At 44.6% G+C, this 26,342-nt stretch carries 20 protein-coding genes and 3 pseudogenes; 5 read left to right on the forward strand and 18 right to left on the reverse strand.

What is annotated here, in order from left to right:
- Window positions 1–29 precede the first annotated feature (29 nt).
- The 16 genes and pseudogenes from IEY34_RS36795 to IEY34_RS15400 all read right to left on the reverse strand — a co-directional run.
- A pseudogene (locus IEY34_RS36795) lies at window positions 30–146 on the reverse strand (sugar ABC transporter permease); the annotation flags it as partial.
- A gap of 1,723 nt (window positions 147–1,869) precedes the next feature.
- Window positions 1,870–3,015, reverse strand: a complete 1,146-nt coding sequence (locus tag IEY34_RS15330; protein WP_189012757.1) for a polysaccharide deacetylase family protein — start codon at window positions 3,013–3,015, stop codon at window positions 1,870–1,872.
- A gap of 1,027 nt (window positions 3,016–4,042) precedes the next feature.
- The gene (locus IEY34_RS15335; protein ID WP_229757659.1) at window positions 4,043–4,204 is read right to left on the reverse strand and encodes a spore germination protein; all 162 of its coding nucleotides are present in this window, start codon (window positions 4,202–4,204) and stop codon (window positions 4,043–4,045) included.
- Window positions 4,205–4,848: 644 nt separating this feature from the next.
- Window positions 4,849–9,918, reverse strand: a complete 5,070-nt coding sequence (locus IEY34_RS15340; protein ID WP_189012758.1) for a DUF4132 domain-containing protein — start codon at window positions 9,916–9,918, stop codon at window positions 4,849–4,851.
- A 16-nt stretch (window positions 9,919–9,934) separates the two neighbouring features.
- Window positions 9,935–10,354, reverse strand: a complete 420-nt coding sequence (locus IEY34_RS15345) for a hypothetical protein (RefSeq protein ID WP_229757660.1) — start codon at window positions 10,352–10,354, stop codon at window positions 9,935–9,937.
- Window positions 10,355–10,673: 319 nt separating this feature from the next.
- Window positions 10,674–10,823, reverse strand: coding sequence for a phospholipase D-like domain-containing protein (locus IEY34_RS15350; RefSeq protein ID WP_229757661.1), 150 nt, complete (start codon window positions 10,821–10,823; stop codon window positions 10,674–10,676).
- Between the two features lie 618 nt (window positions 10,824–11,441).
- Entirely contained in the window at window positions 11,442–11,705 is a 264-nt protein-coding gene (locus IEY34_RS15355; RefSeq protein WP_189012760.1) for a hypothetical protein, read from the reverse strand.
- Between the two features lie 182 nt (window positions 11,706–11,887).
- Window positions 11,888–12,061 carry a DUF5131 family protein gene (locus tag IEY34_RS15360; RefSeq protein WP_229757662.1) on the reverse strand — a complete coding sequence of 58 codons (174 nt, stop codon included), beginning with the start codon at window positions 12,059–12,061 and terminating at the stop codon, window positions 11,888–11,890.
- Between the two features lie 138 nt (window positions 12,062–12,199).
- Window positions 12,200–13,090, reverse strand: a complete 891-nt coding sequence (locus tag IEY34_RS15365) for a hypothetical protein (RefSeq protein ID WP_189012761.1) — start codon at window positions 13,088–13,090, stop codon at window positions 12,200–12,202.
- A 181-nt stretch (window positions 13,091–13,271) separates the two neighbouring features.
- The gene (locus IEY34_RS15370; protein ID WP_189012816.1) at window positions 13,272–14,009 is read right to left on the reverse strand and encodes an IS6 family transposase; all 738 of its coding nucleotides are present in this window, start codon (window positions 14,007–14,009) and stop codon (window positions 13,272–13,274) included.
- 92 nt (window positions 14,010–14,101) lie between these two features.
- Window positions 14,102–15,786 (reverse strand): annotated as a pseudogene (locus tag IEY34_RS15375) (glycoside hydrolase family 2 protein).
- 99 nt (window positions 15,787–15,885) lie between these two features.
- Entirely contained in the window at window positions 15,886–17,052 is a 1,167-nt protein-coding gene (locus IEY34_RS15380; protein ID WP_189012762.1) for a trans-sulfuration enzyme family protein, read from the reverse strand.
- A gap of 45 nt (window positions 17,053–17,097) precedes the next feature.
- Entirely contained in the window at window positions 17,098–17,937 is an 840-nt protein-coding gene (locus IEY34_RS15385) for a carbohydrate ABC transporter permease (protein WP_189012763.1), read from the reverse strand.
- Window positions 17,938–17,940: 3 nt separating this feature from the next.
- On the reverse strand, window positions 17,941–18,843 hold the full coding sequence (locus IEY34_RS15390; protein WP_189012764.1) for a carbohydrate ABC transporter permease: 903 nt from the start codon (window positions 18,841–18,843) through the stop codon (window positions 17,941–17,943).
- Window positions 18,844–18,913: 70 nt separating this feature from the next.
- Window positions 18,914–20,260: an ABC transporter substrate-binding protein gene (locus IEY34_RS15395; RefSeq protein ID WP_189012765.1), complete on the reverse strand. Its 1,347-nt coding sequence runs from the start codon at window positions 20,258–20,260 to the stop codon at window positions 18,914–18,916.
- A 145-nt stretch (window positions 20,261–20,405) separates the two neighbouring features.
- Window positions 20,406–21,086 carry a FadR/GntR family transcriptional regulator gene (locus IEY34_RS15400; RefSeq protein WP_189012766.1) on the reverse strand — a complete coding sequence of 227 codons (681 nt, stop codon included), beginning with the start codon at window positions 21,084–21,086 and terminating at the stop codon, window positions 20,406–20,408.
- A gap of 191 nt (window positions 21,087–21,277) precedes the next feature.
- On the opposite strand from IEY34_RS15400, the gene IEY34_RS15405 reads away from it, so the two are divergent.
- On the forward strand, window positions 21,278–22,213 hold the full coding sequence (locus IEY34_RS15405; RefSeq protein ID WP_189012767.1) for a glycoside hydrolase family 43 protein: 936 nt from the start codon (window positions 21,278–21,280) through the stop codon (window positions 22,211–22,213).
- Window positions 22,214–22,784: 571 nt separating this feature from the next.
- Window positions 22,785–23,366, forward strand: a complete 582-nt coding sequence (locus IEY34_RS15410) for a TetR/AcrR family transcriptional regulator (protein ID WP_189012768.1) — start codon at window positions 22,785–22,787, stop codon at window positions 23,364–23,366.
- A gap of 22 nt (window positions 23,367–23,388) precedes the next feature.
- On the opposite strand, the gene IEY34_RS15415 is transcribed toward IEY34_RS15410, so the two are convergent.
- Window positions 23,389–24,009 carry a type 1 glutamine amidotransferase family protein gene (locus IEY34_RS15415; RefSeq protein WP_189012769.1) on the reverse strand — a complete coding sequence of 207 codons (621 nt, stop codon included), beginning with the start codon at window positions 24,007–24,009 and terminating at the stop codon, window positions 23,389–23,391.
- A 226-nt stretch (window positions 24,010–24,235) separates the two neighbouring features.
- Here IEY34_RS15415 and IEY34_RS15420 point away from each other — a divergent pair, with 226 nt between their 5' ends.
- From IEY34_RS15420 to IEY34_RS15430, 3 genes and pseudogenes are all read left to right on the forward strand, one after another.
- Window positions 24,236–24,964, forward strand: coding sequence for a hypothetical protein (locus IEY34_RS15420; RefSeq protein WP_189012770.1), 729 nt, complete (start codon window positions 24,236–24,238; stop codon window positions 24,962–24,964).
- 36 nt (window positions 24,965–25,000) lie between these two features.
- Window positions 25,001–25,252, forward strand: a complete 252-nt coding sequence (locus IEY34_RS15425; RefSeq protein ID WP_189012771.1) for a hypothetical protein — start codon at window positions 25,001–25,003, stop codon at window positions 25,250–25,252.
- Window positions 25,177–25,915, forward strand: a pseudogene (locus tag IEY34_RS15430) (IS6 family transposase). The gene IEY34_RS15425 and the pseudogene IEY34_RS15430 overlap by 76 nt, the downstream one beginning before the upstream one ends.
- 60 nt (window positions 25,916–25,975) lie before the next feature.
- On the opposite strand, the gene IEY34_RS15435 reads toward IEY34_RS15430, so the two are convergent.
- Window positions 25,976–26,269 carry a glycoside hydrolase family 25 domain-containing protein gene (locus IEY34_RS15435; RefSeq protein ID WP_189012772.1) on the reverse strand — a complete coding sequence of 98 codons (294 nt, stop codon included), beginning with the start codon at window positions 26,267–26,269 and terminating at the stop codon, window positions 25,976–25,978.
- Window positions 26,270–26,342: the final 73 nt, after the last annotated feature.

Raw genomic sequence — 26,342 nt, forward strand, 5'->3', positions numbered from 1 at the left:
GTTGCGCTGGATGAGACAACAGTAATTCCCAATAGGCCGTATATGGGAATATAGCTGAACACAATAATAAAAGCGAGTGCCGGCAGCACCATTAGTTGAATGTCTAGTTGCTTGAGAAAGCGTTTGATTGCTTGAGGTTGATTCATGCGTGCCCCCTTAAAATTATTAAACTACCCGTAAATATTAAAACGTTTAAACTTTTTTGAAAAAAAAATAAGATTATCACCTCATTTTTACATCTAAAATTCATTCGATTGTGGTTTATGTAATACATGAATTACAAAAAGTTAAAACGTTTAAACTTTTGGTGTATTAAAAAAGCAGCTATTTCATGTATGCCACTTTTGCCGCTTGAAAACATTGTAAGCGCTGTTTTTTTAGTTGTCAATATCCTCTTTACATTTCCGAAGCAACAGAATCAGTCTATAGAAAAATTACCACATCAAATAATATACAATGGACTCCATCCTCTCAACAAACTAGCTATCGTCCATCGTTTTCAGGTTGTTGACTTTGATGAATTCCTTACTTATTCTCTAGCTTACACTTGCAAAAAAGCCTTTGTTTACGCGAATTTCTGATTGACAGGCAGCAGTAGCCCCGCTCAACAGCTTAACCAGTAGCACCTGAAAGCCGTCCGTCGGCATCATGATTTTGATTGCTTTCGCTCAAGCATTCTCTCAATTGTGGATTAAATGCTTTTCGTATGATTCAGATCCGCAAAAATTTGCGGATATTGCTCGTCCAATGAATGTCATCATAGCGAGTAAATCTTGAACATCTCGTTTCATATTAAGAAGCAGACAGGGCAGACGGTGATAAACTATATACAGAAGGAACGAGTGGAAAAAACGAAGAAGCTACTCAAGCATATTGGCATGACGCCTAAACAGTACCGTTCCATGTTGCAAACGGAGTGTTTATGAAACGGAATATAGCTAGTAACGGGGAAAAATGCTCAACGGCGCTGTTAATCATTTGAATCGTAATAGAGAAACTCTCGAGAACCCCGATCGATGTCACTTTTGTTGAAAATTTCCTCCAATCGTATGCCGGTGAATCACCGACCGTCCACTACTAGTACGCATGGATGCCGGCAATGACAGCGCAGAAAATCTGAAAGTATGTCGCCATCTGAACGTCGAATGCATCATCAAAGCAATTATCGCAAGCCGCCGAAGGAGACCTAGCTTCGCATCTCCGAAACGGCGGGGATCGCTCGTGAACAAAGAGAAGGCAAAATGTGTATTTAGGCTTCATGGAATTTCCGAAGAAAGGATTAGATTGCCCACTGCAGCAGGCATTTCACGTCATTTACTATACGATCGACAGGCAAGTGTTGTTGCTTCCGGAAACAGAAGTTAGCGTTTACTGGACGACCCTCACTTGCGCTCCGTGGCGTGTCATTAAACTGTACCGAGATCACGGGACCAGCGAGCAATATCATAGTGAACTTAAAACCGATCTTGTCTTTCACGCTGAAATTTTCGCACAGACTTTCTTCGCCTGATTGGGCAAGAAAGTCTGCACGAAAACGACTCGCCGATTAGAAAAAACGTTCAGTGCCGCAGCATATGTACAGTGATTCAAACCGTTTGACTTTCGGTGACATCAGTCCATAGTTTCCGGTCATCGAGCGAGTATACCGAGCCTATACTTGATGAAAATCACCAACCTCTTCTTCATTTCAACACGTCCGTGAATTTTACAACGAATACTACATTTGGATGGCAGCCTGAAAAGCTGTCACGGAACATTTACTCACCCTAAAATGAAACTTAATGCTACCTTAAATTCCTGAAAGAAGTCGAAATATCGTAAACCGTTATGTTTGTCAACAATTTCCCCACAATTGCCAACTGGAACTTTTTAATTCAATTGAAATCTTCTGGTTTCTTTCACGTATTTTATCTTTCGAGTAACGAGTCGTTGCAGATCACCTAAATCAATATAAGTTTTGTGATCCTTAGTAACGAGTGATCTATCAAATATAATCGTTTGCTCTTCGAGTTGTTCGACAAGTTCGGCTCGGTTCGAATTCCTAATCAGCCACTTTCGATGGTCGATTTCCAGAATAAGCGAATGGTCAGGAGTTGGAGTTACCTTACCATCCAACTGCTGTACAATATCTCGTAAAGGTATTTCGTTAAATGGAGGATCAAAACAGGGTATGGCATTAATAATATTATTTTTTAAAGTCTCGGGAGTTACCCATGGGCTACCTGCATTAATGCGAGGTAATTTCATCTTGTCATTTTGTCGGTCAACTAAACCTTGTTGAACAGTAAAAGCATAGCGAATCCCCTCTTGACGAAGGATTGGAATCAAGGTATCGTCATAGTCACCGTATGGATATGCCATTGAGTCCACCTCATTAGACTGTAGGGAGCCCAGCTTCTCCCTGCATGCCGCTGTATCTGACTTAATACGGAAGTGGTAGTCGTACTCGCTCTCTTTGACCCCGTTGATCACCAATCGTTGGGTCAGATAAGAATACCCATCTACTTTTCGATGCAGGTTATCGGTATGGCACTGGAATACAAAACTTCGGTCCGTCACGCCTCTAATATCGGATGAAGTTAAATAAGTTGCCTTACCTTCTGAAGGATTGGTGAGAAAATGGGTAATTATAAAATTGATGGCAGGAATTTTTTCTTGAGTCAAAATAAGTTGAGCTGATTTAACAAAACTGCTGTACCCGTCATCGAAAGTAACGAGTACAGCATTTGGGGGCACCTCTCCCCCGGCAAGGAAGTGTTTGAATTGTTCGTATTTGATAAATGTAAACCCTTGGGTTCTTAAGTAATCTAATTGCGAACGAAATTGTGCAATGGTGATTGTAATGGGATTTTGCAAAAGATCGTCGATATTGTGATATGCTAGAACAGCTACACGGTTACTATAAAACACTTTTTCCTTTTTTATTACTCCTAAATAAGTTGAGGTGAATATAAGCAAAAGAATTCCTAACCCCATTGCCCATAATAGATATGACTTTCTTTTTATAACAATCATAATCAATGCTACTCCCGTGTAATTCTTGATGGTCATTCGAAGCTGTTCAAGAATGAACTTCCAGATAGATTTACTGGATTATTTTAGAAATCTTCCTTGCATTAATGAAAATCCTAATCCTGTCAAGAAGTTTTCCACATAGATCTCCTCAAACAATTAAGCTGCATAAGCCAAATATCCAATCCCATTAATTATCTGAAACCGATTGGTTTCCATCATTTTTTTGATTTCTAGTATTCTCACTTAAAAAAGAAAAAAGGGCTAGACTCTTTAGTAGAATGGTGTTTGTCGAGAACATCACCTACTAGGTGGAGTCTACAACATCTGTAAGTAAAATTAATATCTCGATTTCGAGCAACGATAAGTCGTAAGACTCACAATGGCTCTATTTATCAAGTAGTTTAATCGAAACTTCGCCTAACTCAATGCCTACAACATTCGGCATATCGTTATGCAAAATTGATTTGTTTCTTAATCAAGTCTGCCGCAAAATTGTTGATAAGATCATATTTGTATTTTGTAAATTTGTAGTGATTCGGAAATTATTGATTGCTTCATATTCAAATGCTGTAATACTGCTCCCTTAATTGATCAGTTTCTGATGTTTTCCCCTCCTTTTTTAGCTTTGAAATAACTATACGCCCCCTCCAATTTCTTCAAATCAGCAGAATCGATAGTCTTAGGCAAGCCTATCTTTACTTCCTGAAGGGATGGAAACTCCTCGTGTTTACCGAGATTGTCTCCATACTGTCTCCATAATTTATGAATTTCAAATTTCATCTTGCAACACTTATGTCTTTGATTAAAAAAGAATGCTTCCATTTTCAACACGTCAGAGTCGCTGATCGATTTTGAAAAAGACTGTCTTTCCTCATTAAATGGACTTACAAGGAGTTATACGAACTGATTCTTTCTGTGAAACTGGCATAATCTGTACTTCGTGATATCCGAATCGTTTTTTGTTAAAAAGGTTATTTTTTTCCTCCTTGTCACAATATTAACGACATGATGAACAATTATGTTGCAACTATTCTTTTAAAATCGATGGCTTCTTGTTTCTATCTAATACGAATCGCTTCCATGACCGAGGTACATTAATAAGGAGATCTTTCCAGTCTGATAGGAAGGTTGGAACAACTCGAGAAAGATAAGAGACAGAGAAGGATTTAATCGAAGCCAGATGAACCACAGTAACCAGTACACCACCTGAACCCGTGACGTCGGCGAGTCGCTTTCGCGCAGACTTTCTTGCCCGATCAGGCGAAGAACATTATACGCGAAAATTCCGGCGTGCAATACAAGATCATTTGTAGTAATTTTGCCTGCGGGAAGTCGTTCGATATCCCGATTGGTTTTAAGCTCATTATGAAATTACTCGCTGATCCCGTGATCGGTACAGTTCAATGACACGCCACGGAGCGCAAGCACATGTCGTACAATAGACGCTAACTTCTGTTACCGGAATTAACAACACTTGCCCGTCCCTGTCGATCGTACGGTAAATGACGTGATATATTGCCGCAGTGAGCAATCGAATCCTTTCTCCGGAAATTCCAAGAAGCCTACATACTCGATTTTACCTTCGCGTTATTCACAAGCGATTCCCGACGTTTCAGTGATGCGAAGCCAGGTCTCCTTCTGTTGCATCGAAGATTGGCTTTGTTGGCATCTCCGACCGCACATGGAGCAGCTGCATCGCATCCGCAAGGGCAGACCATATTGGTATATCCGCACAGCTTAACTTGAGTTGTGTGTAATTGAGCAGGGTCTCTGATCACTATTCTCTCGTATGCACAAAGAGCGCTCCTTGTTTGTCGGGCGCTCTTCTGCTTGCTATAGCATCGCCAGGATGCTTGGATCTTTCATTTTGCTGTCTTCTGCCAGCAACAGCAGCTTGGACATAATTTCCGCTGTGCGCGGATCGCTGTCGACGAACGGCAGGAACAGGCGGCCGCGACTCTGAGAATGAACAGGCAGAATGGTAAGCGCTCCTGTCCCTTTTTTATGCACGATGCCTGAGCCCATATGGACGGTGTATTCGCCAAGTTTGCCTGCAACATGCGCATGGGAGCCTTCCAGCCGCACATTGTCGACCTTCAGCAGCATGAGCAGCTCTTGGGCAATCGCGATGCGCATTTCCACGGTCGAATGGCTGGCTTCCGGATCGACGCCGCCGGCGTGAGCTACGCTGACGATGAGGTCGATGTCGCGCATCACTTCCGAGAAAATAACCGGCGGCACTTCCGCCAGCTTGACCTCTTCCATCGTCTCGCGGTTGAAGAACTGCACCGTCTCTAAGGTTGGCGGCTCAATATCGGCCGGCGTAAACCAGTCGGCCATCGCATACATGCGGGCAATCAGGTTTTCCTTGTAGTACACCTTTTGCAGCCCTTCCTCGTAATCGACGGTCCACGTGCGGCCACGTAGTAATGCTACCGTCCGCTGAGGCTGTACCTGATGGCCGGCGTAACGGCGGGATAGCGTAACCGCAGCAGTTTCATCGGCATTCAGACGGTAATATTCGCGAAATACCTGCTTGAATGGCTGCTTGACTTGCCGCACAAACAAGTCCCGTTGAAATTCGCTCCAACACCCGGACGCATAGAGATGAACCGGATGGGCAAGCAAAAGCTCGGCATCCGACTGCAGTGTCAGCAGGCTGCCGTCCGGCTGGCGCAGCGTGAATGTGTCCGCCCCTTGGTCCGGCTCCTGCAAATATCCGATAATGCCTTCCCCTGTCTCCGCCCCTGCCGCATCCATCCAAACGAGATGGCGCACGAGCGGCGCAATGACCGGATTGCGAATGATCGCCCCAAGCTCTTGCGCGGTGAAGCGCGTGCCATTTTCCATCGCCTGCTCGAAGCTGAGCTTCGCGCGGGCATACTGATCCTTGAGCTCCTTTTGCGTCTCTTTCATGGCCAATACAAACTCATCCTTGAGCAAGGCACCCGGTACGCTCTTCTGAGCTTTACCGCCCTTCTCAACCTTCAGATCCACTTGACCTTCATCATCAATTTCCAGCCAAAGCTTCGTGCCATTCCTATCTTGCGGGTAAAAATAAACCGCAATTTCTTCGATTTTTTCAGTTTCAAGATCCCAGGTCATCCGATTGACATCACCATATCTCGCATTGCGCGCCAAATTTTCGAGGGCTATGGCGCTGGCCTTTCCTTCGCTTTCGCGACGCTGAGCGCCGAAATGCTTGCTTGCTTTCAGGAACTGCTGGATAAACTCATACCGCTCCAGCACTTCCCGCTTGTCTCCGGCCGCGATTGGCAGCAAAGCATAGCTGAGCAGCTTATCCTTATTTCGAGCAGAGCGGATACCCTCCACCAGCTCCTGCTTATCCAGTTTCCCTAAGGTGGCATCGGCGAACAGCTGCGCGCGGCGGTGTGAATTGCCGCCATCGGTAATATATTTGGCGCAGCTATATAGCAGGTCAAATCGATCTGCGCCGAGCGTTTCATAAGCGCTTCTGAACCAATCTCCGTCGAAGGCGCCGTCATTGAAGCTTTGCGGACTGATCGGCGAAAAGATCGCCACTTCCGTCTCCTTCTGCGCAGTAAAGGTTTCGTTAATATGCGCGTGGAAATACCATGCCGCACTCTTCAACCCCGACCAGCCCAGGTGCTGCTGGACGATATCAACCCATTGCGGCGCATACATGGCCGCTTCCAGCAAACGCTGCTCGGTCAGACCCGTCTTTTCCAGCAATGCGGCGAGCTTTGCCGCTTCTTCGCCTTTGACGGGATAACAGCATTTCAGCAGTGAGCTGAGCACAGCCTTCTTCGTCAGGCTGCTATCGTAGACGTAACCGCGCTGGAACGTTTCCTTCCCCAGTCCGGTCAAAATCGCGACAAAGTAGCGCATACCTTCAAATTGCTGAATCACTGACGACAGCCCCGATACATCTGTCGGCAAATCGCCGCGGCGCGATTCGATTTCGACAATACGGCATACCGCCTGCTCCAATAGCGGCCTCACGTGCGGATAGCTCTCCAGCAGCGGCTTGCTCCAATTCGGATGCGTTAACATGCGGATGAAATCTTTGGCCAGGTTCCCCACCGTCATTTCACGCAGCAGGATACCGTCGCTGATCAGCCCCAGATGATGCGCACGCATATCAGAATCAACGGATAAAGTAGCGGAGTCGGCGGCGCCCTTTAACAACTTATAGCTGGCATAAGCGGTGAAGAAATATTCCGCGAATTGCTCGTCGCTTCGCATACACTGCTTTGCGCACGTCAGCCACTGCCCCAGCAGGCCCGATCCCAGAGCCGGAAGTAGGGGTCCATCTCCATCCTGCTGCCAATAAAAGGTTCCTTCATCCAGCTCCTCTCGCGGCAATATACACTGCTCAACCGTCAGCCGTGCCCGCAATGAACGGTAGATGGCCATACAAACGGTAAAGCTTTCAGTCCAGTCGACTTCATGAAACAACAGCTGAATCAACTGATCGGTTTTATCTTTATGATTTAGCGTCCTCAGCGCCTTGTCCAGTTGCTGCGTTTTTTGCTTATCCTGCACATCCGCATAGAGCTCTGTGAACCATTGCTTTTCTGCGGTATCGCTGATAGTATGGTTCTCACTTCCGAACATGAAGATCAGCATACGCATCGGCGTCAGCTGCAAATCCCGCGTAGCCTGCCGCCATACCTCCGGCAACGGGTAGCTGTCCAGCATATCCTCATCAGCTTCTGCGCCATCGGCTTTTTTTACTTTGGCTAGTCTGTACGTCTGATTGCCAAGCAGTACCTTCTCGTAGTGGTGGCCGTAATCCTGCCCTTCATACTCATAATTGTAATACTCCTCAATGAGCGCTTCAAAATGCCGATAAATTGCCGCAACATCCTCCAGCCGCCACGCCGCATACTGCTTCACATATTCCGCTTCCCGCTCGGCTTGTTGCCTATCCGAAGCGTCGACCAGCTCCGGATGATCGAATTTGGGCGGTATCGCCAACCTCTCATTCACATCATACAAGCCGAAGCCATTCTCGGCGCCATCGTTCGTATTTGCAGCATGCAGCAGCTTATCGATCAGCACCTGCTCCTGTGCACTAGCAAGCCCCTTCTCATGCAGTGATTGAACATGGGCCCGCACTTGCGGATAAAGCGCTTGCCGCTGCGCATCATGCTGCAAGAATTCGGCTATCGCAAGCCCGGCCAGCCGCTGCTGTTCATTCGAGCTTGACAAGAGCTTATCCGCCGCGAGCAGCAGCTCCTCATCGGTCTGCTGCATGAGCAGCGTAATGCAGGCTTGGCGCAGGGTGCCTGTCTTTAGCTTCAATAAAGCAATAATTTTGTCCAGTTCGGCATCGGCAAGCGCCGATTGCCCGAGCAGCTTAATCGCAGCCTCGCGGTTGTTTGTGCTTTTATCATTCAACGCTTGCAGCAAATACTCGCGATGTTTTCCGGAGGAGCCGGCAGATCCGATCAAATTAACCAGCAAACCGTACCGCAGATTTGAGCTCATCCGATCGCTGCAATCTATCAACTGCTCAATCATTGCCGCATCGCGATCATAGGCCGCGAGCGTCATCATGCGCCGCAATAGTTCATCAGCATCTAACGTTGCCACCGCCCAAGGGAATACACTCTCCTTAAAGGTTTTCGTCTCATTGATCTGCTTCAGCGACTGCAATAAAGCATTGAACTGTACGCGCCGCTCTGCAAGATCCTCGCTGATCGGAGAATTGCTCAAATCGACAGCCTCGTCCCCATAATGGTAGTCGATGCGATAGTCGGCATAGATGCTGTTCATCAGCCAAGCCATCTGCTCCGGGTCATCGACTGCTGCCGGCAGATGTCCGCTTGCAATCCGATGCTGCAATTCCGGCTGGTTCAGCTGTGCCAGGAAGTATAGCGAAGCCAGTTTCTTATATCTGGCACCGTCCCTCAGCACGCGCTGAATGCGCGTTTTGGCTTCGCCAATATCATAAGTCGCCGTCGCCCATAGCGAGAAATAGTAGACCAGCGTATCTTCGTTATGTTCCGCTTCCTCCCGGTAGCTCTCATCCGTCAGAGCGCGCAGGGCAAGCTCCAGACATTTGCGGATGACTGCCGGCTTCTGATCGGTAAAGGCAAGCCCTGTCCACGTATCGAGCGCCCGGATCACCGCACTGAAGCGTTCCAAGTTATGCTCTAGCACGATTCGAATCAAGTAGATAGCGGCCTCAACGGTTCCCTCGTCCAGACTTTCCATAATATGCTGGCGAAGGCCCTCCTGCAGCCTGGCTGCAATTAGGAGACGTCCTAGCATTTCGTAAGCTTCTACGCGATGGCTCTGCACAATGCCGCGAATCATAGGCCTTGTCAGCAGCGCCGTCTGATTTTCGCCAAACATGATGTTTCTAAGCGCCTCAATGACGGCTTTGTTGCCCATGTCGAGCTCGCGGGCGATACGATCGCCCATAATAGAGTCTTCCGGCAGAATGATACCCTGCCTCGTCAAATAATCCTGCAAGGTGCACTCATACGCAAGAGCATTATAGTAATATGTAATTGTGTCCACAATGGCTTCCATATAATGAGCCAGATTGCGGGAACGATAGCCTTTGCGATAATAGGTCGAGGTTGAATAGGCACGCACAATGCGGCGACGCAGCAAATCCAACAGCTCTGCCCCGTTCTCCTCTCCAAACAGCAGCGCCAGCGCCGATGACAGCGGTCCCGCCCACAGCTGCTCGGAATCGTTCATTTCACTAATCGGACATGGATAGGCGCAATTCAGTTCGGCAATAAACAGCTGCTCGCGCTTTTCCTTGTTATGGTATGTGGCCGTCAAATACTCCAGTAGGCTGGAGGCTAACGGATAATGCTCATGATCCTTCTTTGTCTGCAAGTGCTCAGACAAGGCATCCAGCAGCTCACCCTTATACTCAAAATGAATACGTTCTGTCATGTTAAATTCTCTCCTATTATCGCATCGTTCCCGTCAGCATGGTCAGTCTTATAAAGGTAAACACCGATCCGGGCGCAATCGTTAGTTGAGCCTGCAGATCCTCCACGATTGTATCATTGATTAGCACTTTGTAAATGCCGTCCTCAAATGCTTGAAAAGCCGTCTCGGCCGCAGCCGCAACATTGACTCTCCGGTCGTCATAAGCCGCCTCGAAGCCTACCTTACCGGCTTCAGCCTGCTCCTCCAATTGACCGGGACTTAAGTAAGGAAAAATAGATTGCCCGGTGCTGCGCGCGTTAAAACGCTGCACTTGATCCGTTACAATCGCTCGAATCGCATCCCCCAGACACTGCACATCGTCAGGCAGCGACGCCTCAATGAGTTCCAGCACCGGACGCCTTTTGCCGGCCGCTTTGACTCTGAAATAGATTTGCACCCTTTCGCCTCCTGTCAGCAAAACTTTGCCACCCTTCGAGGGCAGCAGATTATGATATTAATAGTGTTGTAATATCATTGAATTTACTTTTTTTTACTTTTTATGTAAATAACTGACGATTAACTATTCTCCCCCTAAAAGGCGATCCGAGTAGAATGCCCTTTAAAAGTGCTTATGCAACTTAAGATGCTAATTAAAAAGCCCACTGTATGAATTAATTAAGTGTGGAGGTTCCTATAATTTTTTCAAATTTCCCACTCGTCGATCATACTTCTATAGCAATGACTTCATGGCTTATACTGGTAGAGGCTTCTGTCATTTATTTCGCAATTTTCTTCTCAATCAGCTTGAAATTTTTAGTATCGTTCCACATCTTTTCGAATTGATCTAAGAAGGTTTTAGCTGCTCCTTCCTCCCGGATCACAACAAGAACTTCATCGTTTGTTGTGCTTGCGGCTGTAGATTGCAATGTCTAGTGTCCCCTTGGCCGAGTTAAGAAGGTCGTTATATTGTATGTCCACACTATCAAGTTCATCTTGTAGCTTCCGAGCCTGATTAAAGAGAACCTCCATTTTTGCCAATTCAGATGAACTAATTGTTTTAGGCAGATATTGTTTTTCTTCATCGAAAGGGTTTACCGGGAGAATACGGGCAGGCTCTGTTGATGGAACCAGCATTATATGGACTGGATTAGAACTAGCGCACTAAAAACAGGGATAGATAGCATTGAAGCTGACAGGCTAAGTAAAATCGATGCAATAATTTATTTTTTTCCTCATAGGTTTTTCCGCCTAATTTTGGTTTTTGTGATTACATATCATCACCGAACACACTGACGAAAGGGCTGCGGAAAATGTTGCACATTGGTTTTAATCCCCCACCAACTGAAGCTATAATAGTGGGATAAGGAAAATTTACCTGAGCTAAATTTCAACACGTTATTTCAAACTTGCCAATCTTCTTTTCTAATTCCTCGTACACCTTATTATCACTGGAATCTTGGAGTCAAACTATGCAAGGGATTTCACCTGATGCTCACATAACTTTTCGAGAAATACTTTCAAAATTTATTCAACAGGCATAATGCTCACTTTATCTTCGATTGGTAAAGCAAGATATTGATCTTCCTTAGGGGTAACCGGCTGAATCCGCATTTCTTCCTTAGAGCAACTGATTGAAATCGTACTTCTTTCTTAGGGGTAACCAGTTGAAATCGCATTTCTTCCTTAGGAGCAACTGGTTGGATTTTTACTGGTTCTTTTGCTGAAACGATCGAATTGCCTGTTAGGACGAATAAAACCGAACCAACCAGCGACATGCACAATAATCCTTTTGCCATTTCTTTTCTCATTTAAAACTCCTCCCTTTATTTTTCACAGGTTATTATTTTTCCTCATTTCACCTCTACAAACGGATCGTTCCAAAAAAAGGTTGCAAGAAATTTGACTCCCTAAAAAAATTTTCAGTAAGCTGCCGCAATTGTCAACACTTTGTTTTATGCACTGATCACCACCAACAATAACCTACAATAACCTAATGAATCCCTTCTAAGTTTAAGTTATCCATTGGCCCAAGCAATGGTTCGATCGAAAGAAAACGTACTTTTGCCGATACTTTCCTTAAATCATCGATACGATGTATTAAGGATTCATTTTCAACACTTACACCTTGCCATACATTACTTAGCCACTCATGGTGGGATGGCAAAAAACACAGCTGTCAGCTAGTTTGTTTTAAGAATTTTTGTAGAAAAGATCGCTCTCCATCTATACAGATGAGAAGAAGCGATCTTTGTTTTTACATCACAGTTTGTTTTTTTCGAAAAAACTATATGTAACAAATACATTATTTATATAAAATATTATAGTACTGATCCCACAATGGATCGGTCTGAGATGTTTTTCCATCCTTTTTGAGTTTAGCGATTTGATTGTACAATGCCTCCAATTTCTTCAAATCATCGTTGTCTAGAGAATTAGGGAAATCTTTCTTCACTTCCTGAAAAGATGGGAATTCTTCGTATTTGCCAAGAAGGTCGTTATATTGTTTGTCCAAACTATCAATTGCATCTTGCAACTTCCGAGCCTGATTAAAGAGAACCTCCATTTTTGACAGGTCAGATGAACTAATGGATTTAGGCAGATATTGTTTTTCTTCATCGAATGAGTTTATCGAGAAAATATAGGCTGGCTCTTTTGATCCATAATCTACAGTCGGAGCAGGCTCTATTGATCCATACTCGAGAATAGGGGCAGGCTCTTTTGAACTGTATGAATCCAAGATTTTATAGTATTGCTCCCACAATGGATTGGTCTGAGATGTTTTCCCCTCCTTTTTGAGTTTAGCGATTTGATTGTACAAGACCTCCAACTTCTTCAACTCGTCATTGTTTAGAATACTTGGGAAATCTTTCTTCACTTCCTGAAAAGACGGGAATTCTTCATATTTACCAAGAAGGTCGTTATATTGTCTGTTCAAGCCATCAAGCTCATCTTGCAACTTCTGAATCTGATTAAAGAGAGCCTCCATTTTTACCAAGTCAAATGGGCTAATGGATTTAGGCAGATATTGTTTTACTTCATCGAATGGGTTTACAGGAGCAATCTGAACGGGCGCAGATGATGGAACCGGCATGATGCTGATCGGATTCGAACTAGATGCGCCAAAAGCCGGGATTGATAGCATTGAAGCTGACAGGCTGAGTACAAGCGATGCAGTAATTAATTTTTTCTTCATAAGGTGTTTCCTCCATTTTTGGTTTTGGTGATTTTTGTCTTTCCTGAACATCTTAACGAGAGTGTCATGGAAAATGTTGCATTCGACGATAATAATTTTATCGATGAGTGAAAATGAGGAAAAAAGGGTTTTGGTGCAACAATTAATATTGATCAAAGATATCTACGATTTCGTTGTCTGATTATGCTGTCAAACCAAACAATTTGTTGATTAATTCAACTGAAGAAAGGACAGACGAATGAATGCATACGACCTGCCCTTTCCTTAGCATATGCATGACTTCGATTCCCGCGATTGTATATTCTGCAGTTTCAAAAGACTTGAATCCCAGCATTGGTTTTATGATTTTCTTAATAAACCGATGGTCTTGTTCAATAATGTTGTTAAGATATTTCTTTTGTCGTAGTAATGTTTTTTGTTTCATAGCATTCTCGTCCTTTAATTGCTGAACTGCGATAGGGTAAGCTGGGTTCTTATCGACAGTGATCACGCGAGGCAATTGATTGTGTGTTGAAGTCAATGCTTTCTTGAAAAATCGTTTGGCAGCGGGAGCGTCTCGATTCTCAGACAACATGAAATCAATCGTGTTTCCTTTTGAATCTACTGCTCTGTAAAGATATTTCCACTGTCCTTTAACTTTAATATAGGTTTCATCAGTTCGGAAGGAATCATTTGTCGGCTTTAAATAGGGACGAATTCGCTTGTCTAATTCCGGTCCAAACTCATGAACCCATCTCATGATGGTTGTATGAGCCATCCTAAGACCTCGTTCTTCCATCATCTCCACTAGATCACGATAACTTAGGCTATATTTCAAATACCATCTTACTGTTAGCAAGATAACTTCTGATTCATACTGCTTCCACTTAAACAAATCTAATCCCGTTTCCAACGTAATTGCCCCATCCCATGAATTCATTTCAATCATGTTATCATGTATTAGAACTTTGCACCACAACCTTTCTGCAATCAATTGGGAGGCGTGCTGTTCGCGTAACAACGTTTCTTGCACTAGGCCAAATTGATCTCCTTGATTTTAGCCATCTCGATCTTGGGTGTCCGATCCTCGTACAGCAGCCCATTCACTTCTTGCTGTACATCGGTGACTTGCGTATAGCAGTAACCACATATATATTGGGTATTCTTAATCGCCTGCGTGATATTACGAAAACGCTCAATAAACGCCTATACCGAGGCAACCTGATCTCCATAGCCCCAGCCGGATTCTGACTGAAACGCAATGCCACCGAACTCGCTGATGATAATTGGCTGCCCCCTATATTCATAGCCTTGCGCCATCGCATATTTCCAATTCATGTGAGAAATTTCGTTGTTCGTAATTGCTTCCTTGTTCACGTAGCGCATTGCGAATTTGTCTCGGGACTCCTCGTAATCATGCAGAGTAATAATGTCCGAGATCGTATGCTCCCAGCCGTCATTTACGACGACTGGACGGTACGGATCGATTGCTTTCGTCAAATGATAAACCGCTTCCGTGAAGCTCTGCTGCTTGCGGTTTGTGAATACGTTGGCAATTCCCCAGGATTCGTTGAAAGGGACCCATGTAATAATGCATGGGTGATTGTAATGCTGCTCAACGATATCCTGCCATTCCCGTGTAAAGCGGTTTATCGCAAGATAGTTGAACTCATAGGTCGCAGCCATCTCGGACCATACCAGCAAGCCTTTAACATCGCACCAGTACAGAAAACGATCAACTTCGATTTTTTGATGCTTATGTACGCCGTTATATCCCATCGCCAGTATTTTATCAATATCTTCGATGATTGCTTCTTCCGATGGCGGAGTCAAATGGCTGTCCGTCCAATAGCCTTGATCCAGAATCAGACGTTGATAGATTTGTGAGTTATTCAGTAATACTTTGCCTTTCTGGATAGACACTTTCCGAAGACCGAAATAAGAATGGACGCGATCGATCGCCCCATTTCCGTCGTCAAGTATGAATTCGACCTCATACAGCTTCGGATTTTGCGGATTCCAGGTTTCAATCCGCCACTCCGAAGTTTCGCTAATAAGCTCGATGGTAAGTGACAAAGCCGAACGGTCGACCGCCATCCCGGTTTCCTTTACGAGCTGCCCATCAAGCGTGATCTTCGTTGTCAAATAATAGTTTCCGTTGTGCTGAACGAACCCTTGAGGCGAAAGTCCGCCGACGCGGTAATCGAAACGTACGGCGTTTGCATCTAGATCCGGGGTGATTTTCACCGACTGAACATATTGCTCGCTGACATATTCCAGCCATACGGTCTGCCATATTCCCGTCGTCTGAACGTACCAGCAAGCGAAGTTGTCCTTTCTCCAACGTTGCTTGCCTCGAGGCTGTGTACAATCTTCGCTATCCTCCGCTTTCACGACGAGAAGGTTATCTTCGTTCACAAGATAAGGAGTGATATCGAAGGAAAATGCCGAATAACCGCCCTCGTGACAGCCGATATAAGATCCGTTAACCCACACTTTAGCTGTGTAATCGACGGCTTGGAAATGCAGCAGCGTTCGCTTGTTGCTCTGCTCGACCGGAATCGAAAAATGACGCTGGTACCATACATTCGGATGAAAACTCGTATCTTCGATGCCGCTTGCTTTCGTCTCATAAACAAATGGCACCTGAATCGCAAGATCGGTCTCGGACTCCCCCGATTCTCGTCATCAAATCGGAAATTCCATTCTCCGTTCAAATTTTGCCAGTCCTCGCGAACGAATTGCGGTCAGGGATAATCGGGTCTGTACATTGTTAATGACATGGCAATTCTGCTCCTTTGCTTCTATTATATGTTTTAGTTCAATGAAGCCCATGCTGCGTCGATGTCTTGAATGAGATCATCTGGATCTTCCAATCCGACATAAACACGAACCACAACCTTTTCTTCAGAAGACTGATCCGGATGAATTCTATTCACCGTAATCAGACTCTCATAGCCCCCCCAGCTGACCCCGATTTTAAATAAGCGCAGTCGATTCGCGAATTCCTTCAACCTCTCGGGTGGTTCATTCGACTCGAAAGAAAATATGCTGCTGTACCCCGTTAGTTGGTGGCGCGCCAAATCGTGCTGCGGATGGAACGGCAAACCGGGATGATTGACGCGTGTGACAAAAGGTTGGTTGCAGAGATGCATAGCAACTCGAAGACCACTGCTCTCGTGTCTTTCCATTCGGAGCGGTAGCGTACGCAGCCCTTTTATAACCGCCGCCGCCGTATGTGCCGTCATTACTCCGCCAAACAGCATATATTCCGTGCGCGATAAACGATCCATCCAACGATTGGAACCGATAACGACACCACCGATACAATCACTATGTCCGGATAAATATTTTGAAATCGAATGAATGACGAGGTCGACCCCCATATTAAGCGGCTGCTGAAAGCATGGAGTCGCCCATGTACTGTCGATAATCGTTACTGCGCCGATTTGCTTTGCCAACTCCGTGCAGGCAGGAATGTCCTGCAACTCGAACATCATCGTTGTCGGGCTTTCTAAATAGAACAGCTTTGTGTTTGGCCGTACCGCATTTCGCCAGTTTTCCGACAAGCTGCCGTACACGAATGTCGTTTCAATGCCGAAGCGCCGCAAGTATGAGCCAAGAAATTCACGTGTAGGTCCATAGGCTTGATTCACGCACACAATATGGTCGCCTTGCGCCACGATGGACATTACCGCAGCCGAAATCGCAGCCATACCGGAAGCGAAGCATTTGGCGCTCTCACCTCCTTCATATTCCGCCATTTTCTCTTCTAGATGCCGGACTGTTGGATTGTTGCCCCGCGAGTAAATGTGATATTGGCTTCCCGCATCCGCCATGGCCCTATCGAATGCTTCATGGGTTTTGAACGCAAACAGGCTGTTTTGATATAGAGGATAATTAATTGCTCCGTGATGCCTTGCATCATATTCATCTGTTGCTACAGCGGTATATAGCGACTTTCTCTTTTCTTTTACGCTCATATGCCACACTCCTTCTCTCCATCAATGCATCATATGCACTTGAGCTTAACCTTTAATGCCTGTGAATGTAATTCCCTTGACAATATATTTCTGGAAGAATATAAACACGATAATAATCGGAATAGATGCATATGCATTTACGGTCATCGGCATCGTTTCGTCCTGATTGTACGAGCTCATGAAGAAAGAAATGCCGATCGGCAACGTATACAGCTCTTCCGATTGAATCGACAAAAAGGGCCACAGGAAGTCGTTCCACGTTCCCAGAAAAGAAAAAATAAACAATGCAGCCATAACAGGCTTGGACAACGGAAGAAAAATGTTCCACCAGGTTTTAAACAGGCCGCAGCCGTCGATTTTGGCCGCATCCACCAGTTCGTTCGGAATGCCGTCATAGAACTGTCTGACAATGACGACAGCGAGAGGACCTGCCAGCGCTGGCAATATTAATGCGTAATAGGAATCCAATATTTCCAATTTGTGAGCGACCATATATAATGAAACGATTGTTGCTTCTCCCGGCAGCATCATCCCGCTAAGAATGACCCAGAACACGATTTTCTTGTAACTGAAGTCGATTCTCGACAAGGCGTAGGCAGCCAGCGACGCATTGATTATGCTAAGGATAGGCACAACCACCGAAACGAATAAACTGTTCATCGTCCATCTGACGATCGGCGCATGATCAAAAATATACTGATAGTTCTCAAAAGTGAACGGCGGCAAAAACCTTCTGCCGATCTCTCCGATCACCGACCCTTCCGGCTTGAGGGAAGTGACAACCATCCACAATATCGGAACGATATAGATGACGGCCAGACTAAACGCTACGATATAAAGAAATAGAACGGGCAAGCTCAGCTTTCTGCTGGCATGTTCAGGCATGTATCATTCCCCCCTATCACTTTTTCTATTGAAAAATTTAAATTGCAAGAAGGACACAACGATCAGCATGACAAAGAACATAAAAGACATGGCCGTAGATAATCCCAGCTCGTTCGATCTAAACCCGGTTTCATAAATATATTGAATCATCGTCCTTGTTTCGTTGGCTGGTCCGCCATGCGTGACGAGAAAGACCTGACTGAACACTTTCGATGAAGCGATCACCGTCAGAACCGTGATGAGAATCACTAAATCCCGCATCGCTGGTAAGGTGATATAAAACAATCTCTTCCAAGCGTTAGCGCCATCTATCGTTGCAGCTTCGTACTGATCAGCCGGAATGTCTTGAAGTCCGGTCAGAAACATAATCATATTAAAGCCCTGTGTCCACCACGTTGTTATCAGTACGATGGAAATCCAGGCAAGTCTCGGCTCGTCCAACCAAAATAATTCCTGCTCTTGGCCCAGTATACCGATATCACGCAATATGGTATTGAGTAGACCATCTGATCGAAGAATGAAGATCCACACAAAACTGATGACCGAAACAGACAAAATGTTAGGCATGAAATAAACCGTTCGCAGAAATGTTCGTCCTTTAAGCTTGGCATCCAGAATGAGCGAGAGCGCAAACGGAACCAATATAAGCAATGGAGTCGACAAAAGTACGAAGTATCCAGTATGCCCCAAAGATGCCCAGAAATCTGGGTCCTTGATAGCATAAAGGTAATTATCCAAGCCCACAAATCCTTCTTTCCCAGCTAACGTCCACTTATGAAAACTGACATACAATCCATAGAAAATAGGTACAATCGAAAAAACAATAAAGAAAGCAAAGTAAGGGGTTAAAAAAATTGCGGCCACCCCATTATGCTTGCGCTTCCTCCTTTGATTTTGGTGCGCCATATGCATAATATTCCTCCAATATCGTCATGATGGAGTTACTTTATGTAACTCCATCATGAACTTCATTAGTTTACCTGCTAAGGAGTTTTTCCATGTTCTTTACCGCGCTGTCCAATCCTTGATCAACCGACGATCGTCCTTGCCAAATTCCTTCAAGCGCTTGAACCAACTGATCTTTGATCGGCCACATCTTCGGTGTCTTCGGCAAGTATTTCCCGTCGGAAGCGGCCTGCAAATAATCCTGACGAAGCGGCATTTTCTTGAACGCATCAGAATTGATTGCCGCTGTTGTTGTTGGAATATGACCTGCTTGGGACCAAATGGCCGCATGATCGGTTACCCACTTCGCAAATACGATTGCGGCGTTAATCTTATTCTGATCCTCGCCTTTCTTTTGCTTTGGCAGCACGAATGTATGGGAATCAATCCAAGTAGCAGGTTTGTCATAGATTTGCGGCACTGGCATCGCGCCGAATTCCAGATCTTTTGTCGCTTCGAATGAACTGGTGGACCATACGCCATCCAGCAAAAGCGCCACTTTGCCTGCTTGGAACTCTTCCGAGCTTTTGTCCTGGTTTTTCCGAACGATACCGTCGTTAAATAGTCCGTTCACGAATTCGGCAGCCTTTTTTCCCTGTTCATTGTTTAACATCACTTTAGTACCGGATGCGTCAATCATTTGCGGGCCGTTCAACTGGTTGTACAAAGCCCACCAGAACCTATACGGGGTTTCTCCTTTCGAATTCAGACCCAAATTGGAAACACCTTTGGGAGCTCCTTCTTTTATCTTTTTCAAGAAGTTCACGAAACCGTTAGGCCCGGGTTCAATGGCCGGCTTATCGTCAATCAGTAAGTTTAAATCTCGCAAAATTTTCTTATTGTAGTAAAAAATAAGCGGATGCGCATCTAACGGGATCGCATAATGAACGTCATTGAAAATCGTTGAATTCAGAATGTTCTGATTGAAACTGCTCCAATCGACACCATTTGCATCGGCGGATGCACCCATCGGTTCAATGACACCCGCTTCTACCAATTCCGATAATTTGGAAGCATGTGAAATCGCTAGATCGGGAGCAGTTCCCCCAGCGACAGCGGTTTGCAATTTGGTATAGAATTGGTCCCAATCCTGGGTCATTGCCTTCACTTCGATTTTCCCTTTATACTCCTCATTGAATTTTTTGACAATCTCGGTCATAATGGCGCCGTCTCCACCTCCGAACATATTCCAGAAAGTAATCGAAACTTTGTTGCCATCGTTTTTGGATGCGCTCTCATTTTGTTGACTTCCACTTGGCTGACTTTCGCTGGGCTTGTTCCCATTCGCATTGTTGGAGGTGCTTGAGCAAGCGCTCACAAGAGATGTAATCAAGAATAAACAACTCAATAAAACCAGATAACGCTTGGTACCTTTCATATGAAATCCCCCTTTAATCCGACTCCTCGGATTTATTTTCAGACAGTAAGCCTGTCTGATAGGTAAAGGTTAAACTAGTCCTTTTATTTTGTCAACCAAATTTTAGTTGCGTGCTTCGGACCTTGCCGAGTCCGAAGCATGCCTGTTATAGTACCGACTTGATCAATTCCTCTAAGCAATCCATATGTTTATTCAATTCGACCAACGCCTTGTCCGGATCGTTCGCAGCGATTGCATCAAACATGGTCAAGTGAAAAGGATAAGTCGCATCAAATAGATGTTTATTGCCAAGCGGTTCTTGGAAAAACTTCTTGTAAAGGTCGGCTATCGACTCTATCATGCCTTCCAAAATAGGATTCGAAGCCACCTTAATAATTTGGCGATGAAAAGCAAGGTCAATCTCCGAAGTATCCAAGCCGCTTTCCTTCATTTTGCGGTACTCCTTTACGCACGTCGCCAATTCTTCTAATTGGGCAGGCGTAATCCGCTTGGCCGCCAGTTCAATCGCTTTTCCTTCCAACGCGCGCCGTACATCGAGAATGCAAAGCAGAAACCGCTTCTCGTTCTCTACTTTTATTTTCCCGGAAAACCGAAAAATATCGACATCGCGAACAAATATTCCTTTGCCATTTTCCACCCGTACGATTTCAATCGCTTCCAGGTAACGTAACGCTTCTCGCAAAGAAGATCTTCCGACACCGAACATTCGCGCCAGCTCTTCTACGGACGGAAGCTTATCACCTGCTCTAAGCTTGCTCTCTTGGATATAATTTTGAATTTCTTGGGATACAAGCTCATGAACGTGCATTTTCTGTATTTTTTTCATTGGACAACCCTTTCCACCTATTTTCCTGTCAGATAGGTAAATCATAATCCAATACTCCTTTTTTGTCTATCCTCCTGCCGTCAAACGCGACAAGATAATTTAGGTCTTGAAAACGATTCCACTTTGATATATATTCAACCTATCAGACAGGCTGTCTGCATAATCAATTCTAGGGAGGCGTTATATCGTATATGCATCCAAATCACAACCGAAACTTATCAGGAAATCCGATTTTCCCCGGCTGCTACGCCGACCCGGAAGCCAGAATTTTTGAAAACCGCTATTGGATATACCCAACCTATTCGGCTCCCTATGACGATCAACTCTTTTTTGACGCATTTTGGTCAGAAGATCTTGTTAATTGGCACAAGGCAGAGCGAATCATGGAACGGAAGCACGTCTCTTGGGCGCAGCGTGCAATGTGGGCCCCTTCACCCATTGAGCGTAACGGCAAGTATTATTACTATTTTGCCGCTAACGATATTCAGAGCAATGAGGAGCTCGGAGGAATCGGCGTTGCCGTATCCGATCGGCCGGAAGGTCCCTTTAGGGATGCCATTGGCAAACCACTGATCGCTCAATTTTATAACGGCGCCCAGCCGATCGATCCTCACGTCTTTATTGATGACGACGATACCGCATATCTTTATTACGGTGGGTGGGGCCATTGTAACGTCGTCAAGCTGAATGACGATATGATCAACTTGAAGCCTTTCGAGGACGGCCAGATTTATAAGGAGATCACGCCCAACGGTTTTGTCGAAGGCCCCTGCATGATCAAAAGAAATGGTATCTATTATTTCATGTGGGCTGAAGGCAGTTGGGGCGGGCCTGATTACTCTGTCGCATATGGGGCAGCCTTATCTCCGCTGGGTCCGTTCAATCGGGAAGGAAAAATTCTACAACAAAACCCTGACATCGGCGTAGGCGCTGGACATCACGGAGTCATCCGGATTCCCGGCACAGACGAATGGTATATGGTATATCACAGAAGGCCCGTGTCCGAAACCGATCCCCATTATCGCGTTATCTGTATCGACCGGATATTTTTTGAGGAGGATCGCATTCTACCAGTAGAGCTCACTTCCGAGGGCGTCCCTCGTCGGCCGCTGCAAACATCAGATTAAAAGCGCCGGATACTGGAAGAGTCGTATAGCGGTTTTTTTGGGATACGCGGCGTTCCGTTATACTACTTTACTCGCAATTTTTCCTTGCCGGGTGCCCTATCTGAGGAAATGTTCTTGACCACGCTACAACAGGCGAAAGACGATAAACAAACGTTCGAAGATTTGAGTTCTTCGAGTGAGAATTTTTGCGTTCACGGAACATCCTATATAAGTGAGACGAGAATCACAGAATTAATTGACGGATCCAGCGATTTGAACTGTACACCAATTGTTATACAGAGCCTAACAATTGGAGATGCATTTCACCGCGATGGCTGCGTTTTTGTTGTTAAGCCAAGTAAACCATTGTCATTTGAGTTCATCTCTGGATGCAGAAGCCCCAAAACTACCCTTTTTTGAAGGGTAGTTTTTTTTGGCGGGTGATCCCCAGAAGCCTTCCAGTAACGGCGAGTTTATAAGCCCCCTTCTTCGGTTCTCGTCGAAGAGCCGGGCTGCGACGACATCGATGGGTGGCACTTTTGTGTTATTTTTTAGTTAGAATCCCAAGTTTCGTCGAAAGGAAATTCAAACTATGCGTAAAGGCGAACTAACAAAGCTTCGAATTATTGAGAAATCCGCCGTATTGTTTAATAATAAAGGTTATACGGGTACGACGATGCAGGATATTATAGACGTTACAGGTTTAACAAAAGGCGCAATTTATCGTAACTTCGCCAGTAAAGATGAAATCGCGATCGAAGCTTTCCAATATGCCGGACAAGTATTATGGATTCATTTCTCGGCAGCAGTTGAAAGTCAGGACACTGCTATCGGCAAAATTATAGCTATGTGCGATGTTTACAAAGATACAGTTCATAACCCTCCCATTCAAGGAGGATGCCCTTTCTTGAACACGGCTGTTGAGAGTGATCACTCCTTCCCTATGCTGAGAGATCATGCACTGGAAGCTTATACACAAATGCTTGGATTCATTCAATCCATGCTTCTTCAAGGTGTGAATTCAGGTGAGTTTCGAGCTGAGATAGATACAGAATCGACTGCTTCCTTTATCTTTTCATCTATTGAAGGCGGGATTATGGCTAGCAGAAATCGCCATGTTGCCTTTGCCATAGAAAATATCAAACGGCTGCTCATGGCCTACAAGGCTCATTAGCAGCCGTCCTACAGTAAAATCACTAATGGACTCTTCTACCCTCAACCGTTGATGCAGGAAGCACACCTGCTTTGGCGGTTCCTCTCATGACATCTCCATATACGGTTACCTCAAACTTCAAATTTAGGCGCATTGGTTTCTTGAGTCGTTGTGTCCATTCCATCCGAGTCCCTTCACACACAGGGTTAAGAAACTCAACCGTTTCATCCCCCTGCTTTGCTGTCCCTTCTATGATCCCATTTCTTCTATTTATATGAAGTAGGACTGACATTTTGCCAATCGGAGTCGAGATAGTTGTTTCCCACTCCCCAAGAAAAGCTTCGATCCCTCCTAATGCTGTGTCTAGATTGGAATTAGGAGACTTCGGCTCTTCGTCCACCTCATCCGAGTCCATACCGAAGTCAATAGGCACGATACCTTGGGCCAGCCATATCGTTCCTCTTCGTTCGTACTCGAATAACTTCTCAACTGCATGCGCAATTTGAGGTCCTAGCTCGCGCTCTACTAGATACAAAGCCACATCAAGTCCCGAAGTCACGCCTCCTCCGCTCACGAAACGGGGACTATCTTCGACGACCCTTGCATCAATCGGAATAGCGTCTGTGGCCCCCAATAGGTCGATTTCCTCCAAACGGCTTAACAAGATGTCCACTCCAATTAATATTTCATTCCCAAGCCCTACGATTTGAATAGAGTTAAATTGATTTTTACAGGAATTTCCTAGCCTTATTATGAAACATGACCTATGCAGTTGAAGTAATTAACTGGTAATTCAAATGTATGGCGTTACAAAAGAAAATACTTGACATTACAGAATGCCCCTAATAATTTAAACAAGGTATATCTTCAAGATTATAGGTGGGTTTCCAATGTCAGCGTTACAAAAACCGAAATTTAAGGATTTAAATCATGGCGAAGTTAGCAGACAAAGACGCTTTGCTCAAAGAAATGTTTCAGCCATGGAAGCTTGCTCAATATACGATAAATCGCTTCTTTACGAATTCTTTGCGTGGACGACCTTTGGGAAAAAACGTGTGGAACGTTTGCAGCAGGATGACACCACTAGGCTTCAAGATGGCGATGTCATTAATCTGGACGATACGCATCTTGCGCATCCTTATGCCAAGCAGCTTCCCTTTCTAGCCTGGTTATTTGATTCATCGAAGAAAAGTTATGTGTGGGCGATGAACCTAGTTGTCCTGCAGGCCGTGTTACAAAGTGGCCTAGAGTATCCCTTGTTTTATCGTGTCTGGCATAAGCTTGAAACAAAAGGTGAAGGCATAACAAAGATCGATTTGGCTAAACAAATGCTTCTCATGCTGCGCGAATCTACAGCTTGCCGTTTGTGGGTCGCCATGGATCGTTGGTATTTATGTAAGGAGTTTTTTGCATTTCTGGAGGAACACCAATTTGATTGGGTTACAAAAGCGAAGCGAAATACTTCATTATTTCGTAAGATCATCGAACAGCCCACTGGCAGAGAGCGTTACGAACCGTTGACGCCTGTTATGCTCATCCGTGAAGTATTCAAAGACTTGACTCGCGGGGCGTCATCTGGATTAATGTCGATCGCAATTCAAGATATTTATATGAAATAACCCCATCTCATTATGAATCGTAAAGGAAAACAGGTCGTGAAACAACGCTATGTACGTATCGCCGTTGTGGCTGCTATACGATTAAAAGAAGATGAGCAAACTCAGATTGAAGCTGAAGTAGCTCTAGAAGACGAGAATCCGGCAATGTACAAAGGCGGGTTGTGGTGCAAAGCTCTAATTCATAATAACGTAATTGATAATGAAGTCATGGGATGGAGAAACTTGCTTTGGAAACGAAATTGGATTTATTTAAATGGAAGCAATATGAATCGGCAATCATTTTACTAACGGTGAGATGGTATTTGAAATATAGTTTAAGCTATCGAGATATAGTTGAAATGATGAGTGATCGAGGATTAAGGATTAAGGATTAAGGATATCCCATACGACGATCATGAGATGGGTCCATGAATTTGGACCTGAAATCGACAAACGAATCCGCCCCTTCTTGAAACCTACAAACGACTCGTGGAGGACTGACGAAACCTATATCAAAGTTAAAGGTCAGTGGAAGTATTTATACAGAGCCGTTGATTCTATGGGGAAAACCATTGATTTCATGTTATCTGAAAATCGGGATATGCCGGCAGCTAAGCGCTTCTTTACAAAGGCTTTGACCTCTTCACATACTCAAATCCCACGTGTAATCACCTTGGATAAAAATCCAGCATATCCACCAGCAATACAAGAATTAATAAATGAGAAATCCTTACCAAAAGAAACCTTGATTAGACAGACAAAAGTATCTAAACAACATTGTGGAGCAAGATCACCGGTTCATAAAGAAAATCACAAAACCAATGCTTGGTTTCAAATCGTTTCTTACAGCGGATCAGACGTTAAAGAGAATTGAGGCTTTACATATGGATAAGGAAAGGGCAGGCCGATGATAATTCGACTGTCCTCACTGCTGTTGAATGGCTAAATAAGATATTTGGTTTAGTGGCATAGACAAAGTATAGCTTGTCGGGTAACTGCGAACTTTTTTAAATCCTTGCACCAGAACCACCTTTAGTAATGCTCAAGCGTATAGTGAATCATCTGAAACATAGCATAAGGCTCAATATTGAAATCCACGCCAAAATAACAATTACCGTTTTGATGTTTATTCAACAACTCCCTTGAAACATCATTGACATGATAATTCTGTCCATTTATTGTAATCGATCTGCTATTAGAGTAATAATAAGCAAAGAATGGATTATAATCAGTTCCGATTGTATATTTATCTCCAACACTCCATTGATTTTTCCAATTCTCATTTGTCTGCAAGTGATAATATGTTCGCTCTGTCATAAAAATCATGAGTATTCCTCGATTCTAATTACAAGTCAGTTTTTATTATGTTTGATGTACATGCCAAATTACTTCCACATGT

The sequence above is a fragment of the Paenibacillus marchantiophytorum genome, from assembly GCF_014640555.1.
Classification (GTDB): domain Bacteria; phylum Bacillota; class Bacilli; order Paenibacillales; family NBRC-103111; genus Paenibacillus_E; species Paenibacillus_E marchantiophytorum.